General features: G+C 66.4%; 16 protein-coding genes and 3 tRNA genes. 6 read left to right on the top strand and 13 right to left on the bottom strand.

Going from position 1 to position 14,214, the window contains the following annotated elements; genetic code table 11:
* Positions 1 to 190 precede the first annotated feature (190 nt).
* Both ACSLGO_RS03980 and ACSLGO_RS03975 read right to left on the bottom strand, forming a co-directional pair.
* A complete protein-coding gene (locus tag ACSLGO_RS03980; RefSeq protein WP_152274164.1) occupies positions 191 to 841 on the bottom strand; it encodes a CoA transferase subunit B in 651 nt (216 codons plus the stop codon).
* 4 nt (positions 842 to 845) lie between these two features.
* Positions 846 to 1,553 (bottom strand): CoA transferase subunit A, encoded by a 708-nt coding sequence (locus ACSLGO_RS03975; protein WP_436399981.1) that lies wholly within the window; start codon positions 1,551 to 1,553, stop codon positions 846 to 848.
* Positions 1,554 to 1,693: 140 nt separating this feature from the next.
* On the opposite strand from ACSLGO_RS03975, the gene ACSLGO_RS03970 reads away from it, so the two are divergent.
* The 3 genes from ACSLGO_RS03970 to ACSLGO_RS03960 all read left to right on the top strand — a co-directional run bounded on the left by ACSLGO_RS03970 (position 1,694) and on the right by ACSLGO_RS03960 (position 4,872).
* On the top strand, positions 1,694 to 2,473 hold the full coding sequence (locus ACSLGO_RS03970; RefSeq protein WP_436399979.1) for an IclR family transcriptional regulator: 780 nt from the start codon (positions 1,694 to 1,696) through the stop codon (positions 2,471 to 2,473).
* 738 nt (positions 2,474 to 3,211) lie between these two features.
* Complete coding sequence (locus ACSLGO_RS03965) at positions 3,212 to 4,015, top strand: exodeoxyribonuclease III (RefSeq protein ID WP_152274161.1); 804 nt, start codon at positions 3,212 to 3,214, stop codon at positions 4,013 to 4,015.
* A 2-nt stretch (positions 4,016 to 4,017) separates the two neighbouring features.
* Positions 4,018 to 4,872 carry a hypothetical protein gene (locus ACSLGO_RS03960; protein ID WP_091600736.1) on the top strand — a complete coding sequence of 285 codons (855 nt, stop codon included), beginning with the start codon at positions 4,018 to 4,020 and terminating at the stop codon, positions 4,870 to 4,872.
* Between the two features lie 28 nt (positions 4,873 to 4,900).
* Here ACSLGO_RS03960 and ACSLGO_RS03955 read toward each other — a convergent pair whose 3' ends face one another.
* The 10 genes from ACSLGO_RS03955 to ACSLGO_RS03910 all read right to left on the bottom strand — a co-directional run bounded on the left by ACSLGO_RS03955 (position 4,901) and on the right by ACSLGO_RS03910 (position 10,088).
* The gene (locus tag ACSLGO_RS03955; protein WP_152274159.1) at positions 4,901 to 5,512 is read right to left on the bottom strand and encodes a hypothetical protein; all 612 of its coding nucleotides are present in this window, start codon (positions 5,510 to 5,512) and stop codon (positions 4,901 to 4,903) included.
* Positions 5,509 to 6,111, bottom strand: coding sequence for a DUF6286 domain-containing protein (locus tag ACSLGO_RS03950; RefSeq protein WP_325786130.1), 603 nt, complete (start codon positions 6,109 to 6,111; stop codon positions 5,509 to 5,511). The genes ACSLGO_RS03955 and ACSLGO_RS03950 overlap by 4 nt, the downstream gene beginning before the upstream one ends.
* Positions 6,108 to 6,503 carry a hypothetical protein gene (locus ACSLGO_RS03945; RefSeq protein WP_091600739.1) on the bottom strand — a complete coding sequence of 132 codons (396 nt, stop codon included), beginning with the start codon at positions 6,501 to 6,503 and terminating at the stop codon, positions 6,108 to 6,110. The genes ACSLGO_RS03950 and ACSLGO_RS03945 overlap by 4 nt, the downstream gene beginning before the upstream one ends.
* The gene (locus ACSLGO_RS03940; protein ID WP_055242076.1) at positions 6,500 to 6,691 is read right to left on the bottom strand and encodes a DUF2273 domain-containing protein; all 192 of its coding nucleotides are present in this window, start codon (positions 6,689 to 6,691) and stop codon (positions 6,500 to 6,502) included. Before ACSLGO_RS03940 ends, ACSLGO_RS03945 begins: the two co-directional genes overlap by 4 nt.
* Before the next feature lie 80 nt (positions 6,692 to 6,771).
* Positions 6,772 to 7,236, bottom strand: a complete 465-nt coding sequence (locus tag ACSLGO_RS03935; protein WP_091600740.1) for an Asp23/Gls24 family envelope stress response protein — start codon at positions 7,234 to 7,236, stop codon at positions 6,772 to 6,774.
* Between the two features lie 182 nt (positions 7,237 to 7,418).
* Positions 7,419 to 7,862 (bottom strand): pyridoxamine 5'-phosphate oxidase family protein, encoded by a 444-nt coding sequence (locus ACSLGO_RS03930; protein ID WP_091600741.1) that lies wholly within the window; start codon positions 7,860 to 7,862, stop codon positions 7,419 to 7,421.
* Positions 7,863 to 7,953: 91 nt separating this feature from the next.
* Positions 7,954 to 9,546 (bottom strand): MFS transporter, encoded by a 1,593-nt coding sequence (locus ACSLGO_RS03925; RefSeq protein ID WP_433122649.1) that lies wholly within the window; start codon positions 9,544 to 9,546, stop codon positions 7,954 to 7,956.
* A gap of 201 nt (positions 9,547 to 9,747) precedes the next feature.
* Positions 9,748 to 9,823 (bottom strand) — tRNA-Phe (locus ACSLGO_RS03920).
* 57 nt (positions 9,824 to 9,880) lie between these two features.
* Positions 9,881 to 9,954 (bottom strand) — tRNA-Asp (locus ACSLGO_RS03915).
* 61 nt (positions 9,955 to 10,015) lie between these two features.
* A tRNA-Glu gene (locus ACSLGO_RS03910) sits at positions 10,016 to 10,088 on the bottom strand.
* A gap of 157 nt (positions 10,089 to 10,245) precedes the next feature.
* Between ACSLGO_RS03910 and ACSLGO_RS03905 the strand changes: the two genes are divergently transcribed.
* Both ACSLGO_RS03905 and ACSLGO_RS03900 read left to right on the top strand, forming a co-directional pair.
* Positions 10,246 to 10,605 (top strand): metallopeptidase family protein, encoded by a 360-nt coding sequence (locus ACSLGO_RS03905; RefSeq protein ID WP_325786341.1) that lies wholly within the window; start codon positions 10,246 to 10,248, stop codon positions 10,603 to 10,605.
* Positions 10,606 to 10,618: 13 nt separating this feature from the next.
* Positions 10,619 to 11,548 carry a cation diffusion facilitator family transporter gene (locus ACSLGO_RS03900; RefSeq protein ID WP_436399975.1) on the top strand — a complete coding sequence of 310 codons (930 nt, stop codon included), beginning with the start codon at positions 10,619 to 10,621 and terminating at the stop codon, positions 11,546 to 11,548.
* 9 nt (positions 11,549 to 11,557) lie between these two features.
* Here the strand turns inward: ACSLGO_RS03900 and ACSLGO_RS03895 are convergent, their stop codons facing one another.
* The gene (locus tag ACSLGO_RS03895; RefSeq protein WP_436399974.1) at positions 11,558 to 12,553 is read right to left on the bottom strand and encodes a universal stress protein; all 996 of its coding nucleotides are present in this window, start codon (positions 12,551 to 12,553) and stop codon (positions 11,558 to 11,560) included.
* Between the two features lie 193 nt (positions 12,554 to 12,746).
* On the opposite strand from ACSLGO_RS03895, the gene ACSLGO_RS03890 reads away from it, so the two are divergent.
* Complete coding sequence (locus ACSLGO_RS03890; RefSeq protein WP_436399972.1) at positions 12,747 to 14,180, top strand: NCS2 family permease; 1,434 nt, start codon at positions 12,747 to 12,749, stop codon at positions 14,178 to 14,180.
* Positions 14,181 to 14,214 lie beyond the last annotated feature (34 nt).

Genomic DNA, 14,214 nt, shown 5'->3' with positions numbered 1-14,214 from the left:
CAGCGGGGATTCCCACGCGTCGTTACTCCTGTGCCAGATGGGACCCAGCCGGAGCGGGGATTCCCACCCGTTGTTGCTCCTGTGCGCTGGTGTGACTCGCCGCAGCGGGGATTCCCACTCGTTGTTGCTCCTGCGAGAGGTGGGACCTCAGGAGTGAACATCAGTCACGGAGCGTGGGAAGGCGGGCGGGTCAGGCAGCCGGAATGGAATCCAAAGCCACGGTGAAAGGGGCGCCGGTGGTGGATTGGAGGGACTCGATGTCCTGGTCCGGAGCCATGCGGCGGAGAACCAGGGTGCCATCGTCGACGTCGAACACTGCGCGGTCGGTGATGATGCGGTCCACAACGCCGACGCCGGTCAGCGGCAGGTCGCACTCCTGGACGATCTTCGGACTCCCGTCCTTCGCGAGATGGTCCGTGACCACGATGACCCGCGGGGTGCCGGCTACCAGGTCCATGGCGCCGCCCATGCCCTTGACCAGTTTGCCCGGGATGGTCCAGTTCGCCAGGTCGCCGGACGCGGAAACCTGCAGCGCACCAAGGATCGCCGTCTGCACGTGACCGCCGCGGATCATCCCGAAGGACGTGGCCGAGTCGAAGAAGCTGCCCCCGGGAAGCACCGTCACCGTCTGCTTGCCTGCGTTGATGAGGTCGGCGTCTTCCTCGCCCTCGTAGGGAAACGGTCCCATGCCCAGCAGCCCGTTCTCACTCTGCAGGAAGACATTCACTCCGGGCGGCAGGTGGTTCGCCACCAGCGTGGGAATCCCGATTCCCAGGTTGACGTACTGCCCGTCCTCCAGCTCTTCAGCCGCGAGCGCCGCCATTTCATCCCGTGTCCACATGGTCTTAGGCCTCCACCCGGACCCGAACGGTCCGCTGCTCGATGTGCTTTATCGTGTTCTCCGCGGGTACAACGCGCTGGACAAAAATGCCCGGCGTATGAATCCGGTCCGGGTCCAGGAAGTCCGGGGAAACGTGCTCGGCTTCCGCGATGGTCGTCCGCCCTGCGGCCGCGACCAGCGGGTTGAAGTTCTGCGCCGTCATTCGGTATCGAAGGTTTCCCTCGGCATCGGCCAGGTGTGCCCGCACCAAGGCAATATCGGCCACGATTCCGCGTTCCAGGATGGCCCGGCGCCCGTCGAAGACCGCTTCGGGCTTACCTTCGGCGACTGGAGTCCCTACCCCCGTAGGGGTGTAGAAAGCAGGAATGCCGGCGCCACCCGCACGCAGCCGCTCCGCCAGGGTGCCCTGCGGAACGAACTCAACCTCAAGGTCCCCGGACAGATACTGTTCGGCGAACAGCTTGTTCTCCCCCACATAGGAACCCAGCACCTTGGAGACCTGCCTGTTCTCCAACAGGACGCCAAGGCCCTTGCCGTCCACGCCCATGTTGTTGGAGACGATCGTCAGCCCGCGGGCTCCGCTCTCGCGCAAAGCGTTGATCAGGTTGACCGGGATTCCGCTCAGTCCAAAGCCGCCGACGGCGATGGTCATGCCATCCCGCACCATTCCGGCCAGCGCTTCCCCTGCACTGCCTAGAACCTTTCCCGCCACGTGCACGCTCCTCAGCTCATAATGTGGACATACGCCATGTCTGGTTTCCGAGGCTAAATAGCCATCCCGGAAGGGTCAACGGACGGAGTCAAAGTGATCAGATGATGGCTATGACGCTCGGTTGCGTTCATAATGTGGGCATGGGTGAGGGAGTGCAGGGTGCGCAGGTTGTACATCGGCTCGCGGGAGTGCTCCGGATTGTCAGCGCAGCGATGCCGGAGGGAATAACCACGAGCGACGTCGCCCGTGCTGCTTCCCTGCCCCGCCCCACCGCGCACCGCCTGCTCGCATCGCTGGCCGCCGAAGGGTTCCTGGACCACGACCGCCGCTCCGGCCGCTGGCTGCTTGGCCCGGAGCTGTACCTGATGGGATCCGTAGCCGCCGAACGGTACGACATTTCCTCCCTGGCGCGGGAACATGTCCGGGCCCTCGCTGAAGCGACGGGTGAGAGCGCCTTCTTCTCGGTCCGCCGCGGAAATGAGACGGTCTGCCTGCTGCGTGAGGACGGCGCGTTCCCGATCCGCTCCTTTGTTCTGCACGAAGGCAAGAGGTTTCCGCTCGGGGTGGCCTCCGCCGGGCTGGCCATCCTGGCGTTCCTGCCGGAACAGACGGTCGAAAACTACCTGGGGGACACCGACCTGGCTGCCGAACATGGGGACGGTCACGGCCCGGACGAGATCAGGGCCAGGATCCACGAGACGCGCGCCCTGGGTTATGCGGTCAACCCGGGGCTCATCGTCAACGGCAGCTGGGGTATGGGCGCGGCAGTCTTTGATCCCTCCGGGCAGCCGGCGTGGGCGTTGAGCCTCACGGGCATAGCGCCCCGTTTCGCTGACGAACGCCGCCCGGAACTTGGCCGCCTGCTTCTGCATCACGCCCATGAACTCTCCCGAAAACTCCGCCCCTCCCCATCCCGGTAGATGCATCCCCATAAATGCCAGGAGATACGGCCGTGGCTTTCCTGCCCGGCGAGCCGGCCTTCCCGTCGGGGCACGCCCGGGGGCAAGCCTGGAGCCCTTTTTCGCTCCACTTTGGGACATTCCGGCCAGTTCGGGAGATCGCTCCGCTTCGCCGCGGCCGAAAAGTTCCACACCGCACGAATTCCCCCAAACGGGAGCGATTCGATTCCCAGTTCACCCACACCGCCACCCAGCGGGGGCGACCGAAGCGCGCCGGGCCCACCCGCGCGCACAAAGCCAGTGAGGTTCGCAGGAGAGCACCACCGGGCCCACCCGCGCGCAACCAGCCGGCGAAGTGCGTCGGAGCCCGCCACCGGAGCCCGCTAACGCACAGGACCAGCCGGCTAGGGTCATCGGAGAGCATCACCGGAGCCCACTAACGCACAGGACCAGCCGGCGAAGTTCGTCGGAGCCCGCCACCGGAGCCCGCTAACGCACAGAACCAGCCGGGCGGGCCGGGTTAGGCGGCTTTAATACTCCACAGTGAGCTCTGCGAACGCAGGAGTTTCGTTGCCGCCGTTCCGGCCCGCCCGGCGGCCCCGGCGGCCCCAGCCCCGGCCCCGCCTGCGCCCGCCTGCACCCACCCGGCGGCCCCGGCGGCACCAGCCGGCCCCGGCACACCGCTGCGCACAGAACCTCCGCGAACACCGGCACCGGGATCGTAGGCCCCGCGTGCGCGGATTGGGTAACGTAGCAAGGGTGAAGATTGCTACCTGGAATGTGAACTCCATCCGTGCCCGAGCCGACCGCGTTGAGGCCTGGCTGCAGCGCTCCGACGTCGACGTCCTGGCGATCCAGGAGACCAAGGCCAAGGATGACAACTTCCCCTGGGACATGTTCGAGAGCAACGGCTACGAGGTGGCGCACTTCGGTCTGAGCCAGTGGAACGGCGTCGCCATCGCGTCCCGTGTGGGGCTCGACGACGTTGAGCGCACCTTCCCGGGCCAGCCGCACTTCGGCAAGACCGAGGAAACCACTGCCGCCGAGGCCCGCGCCATCGGTGCTACCTGCGGCGGTGTGCGGATCTGGAGCCTCTACGTTCCCAACGGCCGTGCCGTAGATGATCCCCACATGCCGTACAAGCTTGAGTGGCTGAAGGTCCTGCGTGACCAGGCCGCGTCCTGGGTTGAGGCTGATCCGAAGCTGAACCTGGCGCTGATGGGGGACTGGAACATTGCCCCGCGGGACGAGGACGTGTGGGACATCGACTGGTTCCGCGCCCAGAACGCCACCCACATCACCGAGCCTGAGCGTGCCGCCTTCCAGGCGTTCCTGGACTCCGGTTTCCAGGACCTGACCCGCCAGTACACTGAGGGACCCGGTGTCTACACTTACTGGGATTACACGCAGCTGCGCTTCCCGAAGAAGCAGGGAATGCGGATCGACTTCGCGCTGGGCTCCCCCGCCCTGGCAGCCCGGGTCACCGGCGCCAGCATTGACCGGGAGGAACGCAAGGGCAAGGGCGCGTCAGACCATGCGCCCGTGATCGTGGAACTGGACTAGGAATGGCCGGGACACCGGAAGCGACCGTGTGGCGTACCTTCCCGTACGTGTCCTACCTTCGCGCCTATGAACCGCTGGACGCCTTCGACGACTCCCAGCAGATGCGCATCCTGAGCCAGCGTTCCCGTGCCCGCCACGAGACGGAAGTGCTGGAGCGCAGCGACGCTGTCCGCCGGCTGGTGCGTGCCGTCTCCGACCCGTTCCCGCACAATTCGACGGACCTGGTCCGCGTGCTTCACCACCCGGGTCCGGACGGCATCACCACACGGCTGTACTGCCCCAACCAGCTTGCCGTCCGGACATCCCTGGCGGCAGAGTCTTTGGGCGAAACGGTCCAGGGGCCGCTGGTGGACGTGCTGCTGCCGGAGGTTGCCCGGGAGGCGCATGCCGCCCGCATCGACCCGGACTCGTTCGCGGATTCGCTGGCCAAGCTGCACACCCGCTCGGCCACGTGGGGCGTGCCGTTCGGCTGGTTCGTGCTGATGCATGAGGATGACCAGACCGAGGTCATCGAGGAGGACGGCCGGGTTCTCACCGTCCGGCTGTCCGCTCCCGTGCAGCAGTGCATTGAGCGCGCCCGGCACGCCGCGGCTGCCCTGGCCCTGGCTGCGCCGGAACTGGACCTGCTGGACGAACTCACAGACCTCGTGGCGTGGATGGAGGTCTTCTCCCCCTCCGCGGTCCTGGAGCTGGACTACGGCCCCGTGGCGGACCTCGTCTACCCGGACGATTCCCCATCCGACGTGCGGCTGGGCATCGAGTCACTGGCCGACGGCGATATGACGGGTGCTGCCGCAGCGTACCGGCGGCTGGCCGGACGCTGGATTCCCATCCGGCAGCTCGCCCGCGCTTCCTGATCCACGAAGGCTCCCCTTCAGTAGAGGGTCAGCGGACCCGTTCTTCCCGGCCGAGCCGGTACCGGCGCCCGGCTTCCAGGCTGATCAGCACTGTTGAGCTGCGGCCCAGCGCCGCGTCGAGGGCATCCACCAGGTTGGTGGCGTCCGCCGCCACGAGATGCGGTGCGGCGCCCTGCCGCGGCACGATCCGCACCCGCAGCCCGTTGCCGTCCACCAGCGCCCAGGTGCTGACTCCCACTGATGTGACATCCGGATCCTTCAGCAGGGCTTCGCGCAGTGCCTGCTCAGGCACCGAGCCGCTGATGGAAATGCGGCCGGGCGCGCCGTCGTCGTCATATTCGGCAACCAGCGTGTCTGCCCGTCCGCGGCCCTGCGCGGCAATCCACAGCACCAGCAGGACGGCGCAGACCACCATGGCCAGGGCAAGAGCGGGCCAGAGCCAGCTTTGGCGCTGCCCGGGAATAGCTGTGTCGCTGAGCAGGCGTCCGCCGTCGGCCAGGATGCCCGGCGCGGTGTCCTGCCACCAGCGTGCGGCGGCGGGGTCCACGCTCAGCAGCACGAGCCCGCCTCCGAGGACAAGCAGCAGCACTCCGCCGATGCCCAGGAGGATCCGGTTGAGGGAACGTGGTGTCCGGTTCACTGTCCGATCGCCCCCACGGTTGAGACGAGCACGCTGACTGCCGGCTGCGGCTGGAGTCCGGTGAGCGCCAGCTCATCCTCCACGGCTGCCCGCACAGCCTCCGAATCGACCGGGATTCCGGACGTGGGGCGGACCCGCACCTCAACACGCGTCCGGCCGACGGTCACCAGGACCTGCTCGGAGGTGACTCCCGCGGTTAGGCGGGCACGGCGGGCCAGCGAGGAAGCGAGGACTTCGGCATCCACGACGACGGCGGCGCGCGGGTTGGGCAGCGAATAGCGCGCCCGGCGTCCGGGCAGCACTGCCATCAGGAAGAACCAGAGCCCGGCAAGGAAGATCAGGGCCCCGGCTAGACCGAGCATCAGGGGGTCGGCGTCGCGCGGCAGGCCTGCGAGCCAGTGCGCAAACGTCGGCGGATCGATCAGCCATTCATCCTGCCCCAGGGACTGCAGCACCGATTCGAGCAGGACGTACAGGCAGAACAGGATGCCCAGGACGGCTGCAATCACTACGGGAACGGTTCGCGCCGCGTGGGTTTCCCGGCGGACGATCCGGGCGGTCGACCCCTCGGTTGGCGGGGCGGCAGTGGTCTCGCTCATTTCACCCGGCTCCCTTCCTGGACCCGGATTCCGGTGACCCGGATATCCACGAGGGAGAGGATTGAACCGGTGAGGTAGGTGATGCGTTCCAGCAGCACGGGTTTGGCCGCATGGGCACGGTCCCACACCGAACCGCCGGTCCGGGCCACCAGCCCGGGATCCTTTACGACGGCTTCCAGCGGGGGCATGGTGACCGGCAGCGCCAGCGACAGCGCCAGCAGCCCCTGGTCATCGCTCCAGGTGACACGCACCGCCGAGGCGGCCACCCCGAAGTGTTCAGCCGCCACGGCCTGCGCGGTGCTGGTCAGCGCCTGGGTGCTAATCCGGTTATGCCCGGCCAGCGGCGGAGCGGTGAGGGGTTTGGCCTCCCCCGGAACAACGGCAGTGCTCATGAGGACGAACGGCGCCCGGTGAGCGCGTCCCGGACGCTGCGGAAGTCGACCTTGCCCTCGGCTGCGCGGCCAAGGAAGGCACCGACGGCAATAAAGAGTGCCATCAGCAGGAAACCCCAAAAATCGAAGAGTAGAGCGGTGAAAGCCAGTACGGCACCTACGGCCATGCCCACGACTGTCGGTTTCATTGTTCCTGCCTTACCCGTCGTCCCCCGCGGGGAGGAATCCGCATTAGTTGGTCTGTCGAAGCCCGGAAGGTTCCGCATGCTCAGTCCTGGCCCCCGGCCGGGCGTTTGGCAGCCCGGGGATCCAGTGCCTCCGGAACATGCACGTCCGCGACGGACACGTTGACCTCCACGACATTCAGGCCCACCAGGTCCTCCACGGCGGCGTAGACGGCTGAGCGCACGGAGTCGGCCAGCCCGGTCAGCGGGATTCCGTAGTCGGCCACCAGGGTGATGTCCACGGCGGCCTCGGTCTCGCCCACCTCAACATTCACCCCGGCAGTAGCGCTGCTGTCGGAGCCCGCGACGGCGTCCCGCACCGCGCCCAGCGTACGTCCGGCGCCGGTACCCAGGGTGTGGACGCCCGGAACTGCGCGTGCTGCAATGGCCGCCACCTTGGCCACGGCCTGCTCGGCGATGGACGTCCGGCCGCCGGGCTCTTCAGCGGAAGCGGATCCTGACGGGTTTGCAGCGGCTCCTCCCGGGACCGGCGGAACATGCGGCTGCATAGGGGCCGATGCGGGCTTTGGGCCGGGACCGGGCGGCGGGGAGACTGCACCCGAACCGGCCGGCGCGGGGCTCAATGGCTGGTTTTCGGCAGCGGCAGGACCGTTTCCCGGTGTGATCTGGGCATCTTCCATAAAAGCCAAGCCTATCCCCTCACCTGCGGAATTGGGCAGGGAGGCCGACCTCAGCCCATGCGGACGCGGCGGCCGGTCACCTGGGTCGGATCGATTCCCACGAACAGGTTCCGCTGCCCGCCTCCGTAGGGTGCGGCGCTGCGCATACCCCAGAGCCTGGTCAGCAGCGAATCGTCCCGGACGGCGTTGGCGGGCCCGCTGACCAGGACGGACCAGCCCGCCATGGCATCGCCATCGTGCGAATCGACCTGGAAGGAAGTGTTCAGGTCTCCGGGCAGGAGCGCCAGCCCGCTGCTTTCGCTGGTGCGGAAATACACGTTCTTCTCATGTACCAGGTAGTTCACCGGGAAGACCAGGAGCCTCCCGTCCTGCAGGAACGCTATCCTGCCGGTCTCCTGGCCGCCCAGCAGGGACCAGCACTGGGCCTCGCTCAGCTCTTCGTTCTCATGCGGGCTGACTGAGTCCCACTGGAACGCTTCACTGCTTGGAATCATCGTTGACCTCCACGTAGTTGGGGTCCCAGTGAATCCGGGAACGGCAGGGATGGGAAGGGTTCCTTGCCCAGCCGTGGACGGCGCGGCTGGATCAGGCCAGGACAGTTCCGCCGCCGGAGGAGGGTTCCGTTTCCGAAAGCTTCCGCATCCTGAAGGACACCAGCAGTCCCAGGCCACCGGCGAGGATCGGGATGCCAAGCGCAATCTGCAGGGCGGCCGGCCGCGCCTCCGTATTGATGCGGAGGATCTCGGCCTGGCTCTCTTCCGGCTGGCCCTGCAGCAGTTCCTGGAGCTGGATATCGCTCAGGAGCTGCGCGTCGTCCTCCAGTACCCGGGCAACCTGCTGCTTTTCGTCGTCCGGCAGCACCGTGCTGGACTCTGACAGACCTGTGAAGATCAGGGACAGCGCCGCCAGCATGATCCCGCCGGCAAAGGCCAGCCCGAAGGACAGTCCAAAGGAGCCGGCAGCGGAGTTCACGCTCGCGGCCTCGCTGACCCGTTCGTCGGAGATCGGAGACAGCGTGTAGTTGTTCAGCTGGGAGACCAGCAGGCCCAGCCCGGATCCGGCGACGAGGAGCGGGAGCAGAAGCCACCATCCGGAGTCAGCGCGGGGTATCACTGGAAGGAGCAGCACCAGGCCCGCGACAAGGAGCATGAATCCCCACCGGATGCGGCTGGCCGGACGCCGCCTTCCGGCGCGCTTTCCAGCGAGCAGAGCGACGGCGAACATGGTCAGCGAGAGCGGGGCAATGGACAGCCCCGATTCCATGGCGTTGTAACCGAGCACCATCTGCAGGTAGATGGGCAGCACGATCATGGTGCCGCCCAGGGCGATCTGCTGCTGCATCTGCCCGGCGGCGCCAAAGCGGAACGGCTTGGACCGGAACAGGTCCGGGTCCAGCAGAGTAGGCTTCCCCCGGCGTTTGCGCCTCAGCAGCCACAGCACCAGCGAGCCCAGCCCGACGGCGCCGGTGGCCAGCAGCGCTCCCACAGCCTCGCCGCCCTCCTGCCACACCAGAACGCCCAGCACGATTCCGCCCATCCCGAGGATGGACAGCAGCGATCCAACGAGATCAAGCGTCCGCGGGCCTTCGTAGGGAACGTCGTGTACGAGTTTAATGCCGGCCAGCACAACGGTGATGACAAGGGCTTCGAGCAGGAACGCTACCCGCCAGGACAGGAAGGTTGTGATGAACCCGCCCAGCAATGGGCCGACCGCCGCGGCGATTGCGGCCGAGGCTCCAACCAGCGCGTAGACCCGCTGCTGCGCCGGACCCTCGAAGTTGCCATGGATGAGGGACTGGATTGCCGGCAGCAGCAGAGAGGCGCCGAGGCCGCCAATCACGGCCCAGAAGAGAATTATCGGCAGCAGGCTCTGCGCCAGGGTCATGGCCACGGCTCCGGCGGCGTAGCAGACCAACCCGGTGACATAGGCCCGCTTGCGCCCGAAAAGGTCGCCGATCTTGCCCCCGATCAGGATGAACGCCGCCGAGACCAGTGCCTCCAGGGCAATCGTGGACTGGAGGCCACTGACCGTCGCACCGACGTCGTGCACCACTGCGGAGATTGAGACATTCATGATCGAGGTATCAACCACCAGCACGAACATGGCCATGGCCAGCAGCAGTGCCAGCCGTCTGTTGAACGGCTCTTCCCGGGGTCCGCCGCCGCGCGCCGGACTCATGGGTGCTTTCCTTCCGGACCGGGTGCGCCCGGGCAGGCCTTCAAACCGGGCATCCGTGCTCCTCTGACGGCCCGGGTTCGGGCCGGCCGGCGGCTTGATCCCCCACCAGCATGCAACCACAGCCGATCCCGGGAGGGAAGAAGGAACCGGAACGCTTTCGAACAAAGAAAAACCCCGCACTCACGAGTGCGGGGTTTTAGCTGGTGGCTCCGACCGGCGTCGATCCGGTGACCTTTCGATTTTCAGTCGAACGCTCTACCAACTGAGCTACAGAGCCGGGCATCATCGAAGAGATGATCACCGAGATCTTCCAAATCGCTTCAGAAAATCTGAGCGACCCTGACGGGACTTGAACCCGCGACCTCCGCCGTGACAGGGCGGCGCGCTAACCAACTGCGCTACAGGGCCTTGCTTTTCACGAGTGTAAACTCTACCAGCTTTTCAGCGGTGGAATTACCACTCTCGTGAGTACCCCCAACGGGATTCGAACCCGTGCCGCCGCCGTGAAAGGGCGGTGTCCTAGGCCGCTAGACGATGGGGGCTTAGAACACGCAGCTTTCAACTTGGCTGACACCGAAAACTTCCCGGTTTCAGTCGTGTTTCCCGGCTGCGGACTTATAAAACTATAGGGCCTACTCGCGCGATCTTCAAAATCGGGTTCCGGGCACCCCCGGCTAGAGTGGAAATGTGCCGATCGAGATGAGCCCCGATGACTTCGAAGCCGCCGTCGACGATGCCCTGAACTCCATCCCGGAGGACCTGGCCAAGGCGATGAACAACGTAGCCGTCTTCATCGAGGACGAGTACAGTCCCGGCCCGCACGAAGACCCGGAAACCGAATTGCTGGGCCTGTATGACGGCACGCCGCTGACCGAGCGCGACTCCTGGTGGGGTGCCGGCTCGCTCCCGGACCGGATCGTCATCTTCAGCGGTCCGCTGACCCGGATGTGTGAAACCAGGGAAGAGCTGGTGGACGAAATCCGTATCACCGTGATCCACGAGGTAGCCCACCACTTCGGCATCGACGACGCCCGGCTGCACGAACTGGGCTGGGGCTAGCTAGCCTGTAAGCATGGGCGATCATTCCGGCCACAGCCATGGCCTGCCGTCAGGCACAGCCACGGGCAGGCACCGCCGCAAATTGCTGGCCGTTTTCCTTATCACCATTACCGTCGTGGTCATCCAGACGGCCGGGGCACTCGTCTCCGGTTCCCTGGCCCTGCTTGCCGACGCCGGACACATGCTTTCCGACGCCGCAGGCGTTTCGATTGCGCTGCTCGCAGCCTGGATAGCTGCCCGCCCGCCCACCGCGAAACGCACCTACGGCTATCAGCGGGCAGAGGTCCTGGCGGCGCTGGCCAACGCGGTGCTGCTGATCGTGATCGCCGTCGTCATCTTCACCGAGGCAGTGCGCAGGATTGGGGACGCTCCGGAGGTGCACACCGGGATCATGCTCTCCGCTGCGATCCTGGGCGGACTGGCCAACCTGGTTTCGCTGCTGATCCTGCACTCCGGGCGAAAGGAGAGCCTGAACGTGCGCGGCGCGTACCTGGAGGTCCTGGGGGACCTGCTGGGCTCGGCGGCCGTGGTGGTGTCCGCCGTCGTGATCATGCTCACCGGCTACCAGCAGGCGGACGTCTGGGCGTCGTTCCTGATCGCAGCCATGATCCTGCCGCGCGCGTGGTCACTGCTGCGCGAAGTGATCGACGTGCTGCTCGAGGCCACCCCGCAGGGGGTGGACGTGGAGATGATCCGCGAACACATCGTCCGGGTGGACGGCGTGCAGGACGCCCATGACATCCACATCTGGATCATCACCTCCGGAGTGCCGGTGTTCTCCGCGCACGTGGTGGTGGATGAGGAATACCTCACGCCGCACGGGATGGACACCATCCTGGACCGGCTCTCGGGCTGTCTTTCCAGCCACTTCGACACCGAGCACTGCACGTTCCAGCTGGAACCTGAGCGGCATGCCGTCCACGAGGGTGAACGGCACGCCTAAACCCGGTTCCTAGTCCTCGGCCATCGGGCCGAAGGCCGCCCGGTCCGCCAGGCGGGGGTCGTCATAATCGGGAACCACCATGACGGGGCCCTTCGCGTGGTGCAGCACGCTTTGACTGGTTGAACCCAGCAGCATGCCCGCGAATCCGCCGCGTCCCCGGGTGCCCAGCACCACGAGTTCAACGTTCGCCGTGCGGCCCACCATCACCTCGGCCGGCGGGCCGTCCACGAGCTCCACGGTCATTTCCACGTCAGGGAAGTGGCTCTGCAGCCAGTTCCGGCCGGCGTTCAGCTGTTCCATCAGCTCAGCGTGCAGCGCGTCGACGTCCAGCGGGGCCGGAACCCAGGCGAGCGAACCGCTGAAGGACGGCAGGGCACAGACGATGCGCAGCGGGAGGCCCGTGCTGCGTGCCTGCTCGGCGGCGACCAGGGAAGCTGCCCGCCCCTGCTCGGAACCGTCAACGCCGACGACGACGGCCTGGTGTACGTCATCCGCCACCGGAGAGCCCGCCGGGGCGGAGATGCCGGATTCCGGCAGCCGTCCGGCCGTTCGAAGCGGAACAATCACCGTGGGGCATTTGGCATGGGCAGGCACGGCACTGGATACCGAGCCGAGCAGCCGGCCAACGAATCCGCCGCGTCCGCGGGATCCAACCACCATGAGTTCGGCGTCTTCGGACAGTTCCAGCAGCACCGCCGCGGCGTCGCCGCTCTCCACCCGGGAGATGACTTCGAGTCCCGGCTGGGCTATCCGGGCGAGGGCTTTTTCCTGGACGGAACGGGCGCCGTCGCGAATCACCGCGTCGTCGACGGCCGTGTACCCGGCGTCCATGGACGACGCCGCGAAGATAGGAACGGTATAGGCCGTTACCACGTGCAGCGGAACGCCGCGGCGCCGCGCTTCCCGGGCCGCCCAGGTAAGGGCGCAGATGCTCTGGTCCGAGCCATCCACTCCCACCACGATTCCGGAGCGGACCGGGTCCGCCTCAAACTCAGCATCGAACACAATCGGCTCCCTTCGGGGTGCACACAACCACCCTTGGCTGCGCTCCTAAAGCCAGCCTACCCGCCGCCCCGTCTGCGGAGCATGCATGTTTCGACGCCGGCCACAGCATTAAAAGCTGCGGGCGGTGCGGGTCTAATATCGAAGCTGGGGCATTCGCCCGCTCCCGCACAACACTCACTCAGAGGAAACAGTCATGCTCAAGCAAGGTTCAAGACTGGACCGGTATTTCGAAATCTCCAAGCGGGGCTCCACGGTTGGTACGGAGATCCGGGGAGGCCTGGCCACATTCTTCGCCATGAGCTACATCGTGGTCCTGAACCCGCTGATCCTCGGAGGGGAAGACGGTGCGGGCAACGTCCTGGGCGGACCGGCCATCGCTGCCGCGACGGCGCTGGTCGCCGGCGTGCTGACCATCATTATGGGCGCCTGGGCCAAGCACCCCTTCGCGATGGCAACCGGCCTGGGTGTCAACGCGTTCGTCGCGGTGACCGTTGCCACCAATGAGAACCTCACCTGGCCGGACGTCATGGGCCTGGTGGTCCTGGCAGGTATCACCATGTTCATCCTGGTGCTCACCGGCTTCCGGACTGCCGTCTTCAGGGCAGTTCCCGCCAGCCTGAAAACCGCCATTGTGGTGGGCATCGGCTTCTTCATCGCACTGCTTGGCTTCGTGAACGCCGGCTTTGTGCGCCGCGTGCCCGACGCCGCCGGCACCACCGTCCCCGTAGAGCTTGGCTCCGGCGGCGCGCTGCTCGGCTGGCCCACCCGGGTGTTCGCCTTTGGCCTGATCCTCACCATTGCCCTGATGGCCCGGAAGGTCCGCGGCGCGATCCTGATCGGCATCCTGTCCTCCACCGTGCTGGCCGTCATCATTGAGAACGTCGCCTCCCCCGGTAACCAGGGTGCCGGCGTTGCCACCGGCTGGTCCCTGGTCACCCCGAGCATGCCCCAGTGGGGTGCGCCGGATCTGTCCCTGATCGGCAACTTCAGCCTGTTCGGCTCGTTCGAAAAGCTGGGGATCATCGGCGCATCCCTGCTGGCCTTCGTGATCCTGCTCAGCATCTTCTTCGACGCCATGGGAACCATGGTGGGCCTTTCCACCGAAGCCGGAAGCATCGACAAGGACGGCAACATCCCCAACGTCGAGCGCGTACTGCTCGTGGACGCGGCCGGTGCCATTGCCGGCGGCGGTGCCAGCGTCTCCTCGAACCAGCTCTTCGTCGAATCCGGCGCAGGCATCGGTGAAGGGGCCCGCACCGGCTTCGCGTCGATCGTCACCGGCCTGCTGTTCATTGCAGCCATGTTCCTGACGCCGCTGATCTACCTGGTGCCGTTCGAGGCCGTGGCCCCGGCGCTGGTTGTGGTGGGTTACCTGATGGTCACCCAGGTGGCGAAGATCGACTGGTCGGACATCGGCCTGGCGCTCCCGTCCTTCCTCACCATCGCACTGATGCCGTTCACCTACTCGATCGCCAACGGCCTGGGCGCAGGCTTCATCGCCTACGTGATCATCCGCACGTTCCAGGGACGGGCCCGGGAAATCCACCCCGTCATGTGGATCGTCGCTGCGGCGTTCGCCGTCTTCTTCTGCGTCGGTCCGATCGAGGCAGCACTCGGCCTGGCCTAGGCTCCCGCCGGCTGACAGCTGGCGCAACCACGAA

This window comes from Arthrobacter sp. IK3, assembly GCF_051337705.1.
GTDB classification, from domain to species: Bacteria; Actinomycetota; Actinomycetes; order Actinomycetales; family Micrococcaceae; genus Arthrobacter_B; species Arthrobacter_B koreensis.
Note: the sequence above shows the minus strand (reverse complement) of the source record. Positions and strands in the feature narration are given on the sequence as shown.

Coding starts and splice junctions, on each gene's coding strand:
- ACSLGO_RS03930 (WP_091600741.1), bottom strand. CDS start 7,862: ATGATTCCAAGCAGTGAAGCGTTCCAGTGGGACTCAGTCAGCCCGCAT.
- ACSLGO_RS03890 (WP_436399972.1), top strand. CDS start 12,747: ATGCTCAAGCAAGGTTCAAGACTGGACCGGTATTTCGAAATCTCCAAG.
- ACSLGO_RS03960 (WP_091600736.1), top strand. CDS start 4,018: ATGGCCGGGACACCGGAAGCGACCGTGTGGCGTACCTTCCCGTACGTG.
- ACSLGO_RS03970 (WP_436399979.1), top strand. CDS start 1,694: ATGGGTGAGGGAGTGCAGGGTGCGCAGGTTGTACATCGGCTCGCGGGA.
- ACSLGO_RS03980 (WP_152274164.1), bottom strand. CDS start 841: ATGTGGACACGGGATGAAATGGCGGCGCTCGCGGCTGAAGAGCTGGAG.
- ACSLGO_RS03900 (WP_436399975.1), top strand. CDS start 10,619: ATGGGCGATCATTCCGGCCACAGCCATGGCCTGCCGTCAGGCACAGCC.
- ACSLGO_RS03935 (WP_091600740.1), bottom strand. CDS start 7,236: ATGCAGCCGCATGTTCCGCCGGTCCCGGGAGGAGCCGCTGCAAACCCG.
- ACSLGO_RS03925 (WP_433122649.1), bottom strand. CDS start 9,546: ATGAGTCCGGCGCGCGGCGGCGGACCCCGGGAAGAGCCGTTCAACAGA.
- ACSLGO_RS03940 (WP_055242076.1), bottom strand. CDS start 6,691: ATGAAACCGACAGTCGTGGGCATGGCCGTAGGTGCCGTACTGGCTTTC.
- ACSLGO_RS03905 (WP_325786341.1), top strand. CDS start 10,246: ATGAGCCCCGATGACTTCGAAGCCGCCGTCGACGATGCCCTGAACTCC.
- ACSLGO_RS03945 (WP_091600739.1), bottom strand. CDS start 6,503: ATGAGCACTGCCGTTGTTCCGGGGGAGGCCAAACCCCTCACCGCTCCG.
- ACSLGO_RS03950 (WP_325786130.1), bottom strand. CDS start 6,111: ATGAGCGAGACCACTGCCGCCCCGCCAACCGAGGGGTCGACCGCCCGG.